Source organism: Pseudooceanicola atlanticus (assembly GCF_000768315.1).
GTDB lineage: Bacteria > Pseudomonadota > Alphaproteobacteria > Rhodobacterales > Rhodobacteraceae > Pseudooceanicola > Pseudooceanicola atlanticus.
In genome coordinates this window covers 1-2,106 of record NZ_AQQX01000043.1, presented here as the reverse complement: position 1 = coordinate 2,106, position 2,106 = coordinate 1, and the positions used below count along the sequence as shown (strand labels likewise).

Sequence of the window (2,106 nt, the reverse complement as noted above, 5' to 3'; positions counted from 1 at the left end):
CCGTTTGCAAGATTCCCCTGAGACGCTAGACGGGTAAGCCAGTTGGCAACTGTCAAAGGTCCCCAGAGAAATGACTATTTACTACGATCAGTTTGAGACCTGGGAGGGGTCTTTCCGCGAACTGGCAGTTGATCTGGTAGGCAAGGAAGCGATCGAAACCCTCGCTTCATCGAATTTTGAATTCATCGAGGATGCGGGCGACTCCGTGGTTCGGCATACGGACATCGAAACGGCGTCAGACGCGATTTACGATTGGCTGCTAGCACATGAATTCTGCGTCTTCCATGGTACACGTTTGCTGCCGGACGAAATCCTATCTGTGCAGCGACTTGGTCTGCGTCCGTTGGTGGCCGCAGACCGCAGGCAAAGACTCACAGAAATTCTCAAGACCCATCCTCAGTGGCATCACCTGGAACACCGACTTGCCGAGGTACTTGAAGATGTCGGCCCGAAAAACAAGCAAGGCCGACGGGAAGGACAAGTTCATTTCAGTCTATCTCGATCGGGCCTCGCCAATGGCTTCGACCACTATTTGAGCCACGGCTCTGAGTTTGATCAGCATGTCGTGCAGCGGTTGTTCGGCGATCAATCGGGCCTTCACCTGCTCCACTCGGAAACCGTTCCCATCATCGTACATGTCCGCATTGGTGGCGAAGAACTCGTTCGAGGTGCTCATCCGCACTTCAGCTATTCTGACATCATCGGCATGGGCGAAATTCCTGGGATTGCACGCGTCTTCCTGAACAGCTGGGCATTCAAGATAGCGAACCCCAGCTTCGATATTGCCAAGCTGCGAACTGATTGTTGCATGATGCAACGGGTCGCCACTCCGCCCGAACGGATCATCGATTTGGAAAAGTTCGGGGGGCGGACGTAGGATGATTGTCGAGCAACAAGTCGATAAGATGATCTCGTCAGCCCCGCCAGACCGAAGCCCGGCTGGACAGCTCGTCCTTTCAACTGGACAAAATACTGCGGTCTGATCACACGATGATCCGTGACTGGTTCGGTCAAGACGAGCCCCTGCCGGCGGTTGTACCGCCGTCACCGCACTCGCAGGTTCCGGCTGTCCCGGTCTCCACCCGGAACACGAGGCCTCTGGCCACGCTGAGCGGCATACCCCGGCGGCGGTCTCCTGACGGAGCCAGCCGCCGGGGTTGCCCTCATGCGCGCCAGAAATCCCGCGATCCGCCCGTCTGGGTGCAGATCGCTGGGCCGGGCGCAGCGCATCGACCACGCCCTACGATGGCGGCGACCGGTCCGGGCGGACAGCCCAGCCGTCAGACCCTCGGCTGCATCACCGCCCCGGATCGGGAGATCGGCGACAGGGAAGCCGAGCTTGAGGCAGACGATCGCGGTTGTGCCGATCGGGCTTGGGCGGAACATCGCGTCGGCACGTTGGATGAGAGGGGGCGGACCTGGTCACGTCTGACATAACTCGACAGGACCGATGGCGGCTGTGCTGCGAGATGGCATCCGGGTCACTCCTGTTTGCTCATTGATGTGGATCGCACGGGGTCGGGCCGCCCGTTCCCTTCGCGCAGCGAAGGCAAGTACAAATACGGCTTCCACCCCCTGCGGTCGCGGACCCTCCGCATTTGCCCTTGCGGCCGTCCCTCAGGCCCCGTGCCGGGTGATCCTCATCGCAAAAAGGAGAGACCCAAATGACCAACCATTACGTCGCCACCGTTCCCGTCAAGTTCACCGACAGCGAAGGCCAGGAGCGCACCCGCTTCCAGCGCGTCGGCGCGATGTTCCGCAACACCCGCAACGGGGACGGCTCGGAGTTCTTCAGCCTCAAACTCGACTTCCCCGTCGCGGTCCAGGAGCTGGTGATGTTCCCGCCGAGCTCCAAGGAACCGCAGGAGTAATCCTCCCACGAGGATGGGCCGCTCACGGGCGGCCCTTTCCCCGGTCCGGGGAAGGCTGCGCCAAGGCCGGGGACCCCTGCCTTAGGCCGGCGTCCCCGGGAAGGTGTCGGGACCGTGCACGGTCCTGACGGGGGATTTCAGAGATCGCCTGGAACAGGTCAGCCGGCCAGCCTCAAGGGGGCCATCCGGAATAACAGTCGGGCTGTGCCCGCCGGTTTTTCCGGCAGAGATTTGG

Annotated in this window: 2 protein-coding genes; both read left to right on the top strand. The window is 60.9% G+C overall.

Annotated elements, in window-relative coordinates; genetic code table 11:
* Positions 1–70: 70 nt before the first annotated feature.
* Entirely contained in the window at positions 71–877 is an 807-nt protein-coding gene (locus tag ATO9_RS23265) for a hypothetical protein (RefSeq protein WP_043755249.1), read from the top strand.
* 787 nt (positions 878–1,664) lie between these two features.
* Positions 1,665–1,871 (top strand): hypothetical protein, encoded by a 207-nt coding sequence (locus ATO9_RS23260; protein ID WP_043755247.1) that lies wholly within the window; start codon positions 1,665–1,667, stop codon positions 1,869–1,871.
* Positions 1,872–2,106: the final 235 nt, after the last annotated feature.

What these genes read in the sequence shown, in the direction of transcription:
- ATO9_RS23265 (WP_043755249.1), top strand. Translation starts at nt 71, where the DNA reads ATGACTATTTACTACGATCAGTTTGAGACCTGGGAGGGGTCTTTCCGC.
- ATO9_RS23260 (WP_043755247.1), top strand. Translation starts at nt 1,665, where the DNA reads ATGACCAACCATTACGTCGCCACCGTTCCCGTCAAGTTCACCGACAGC.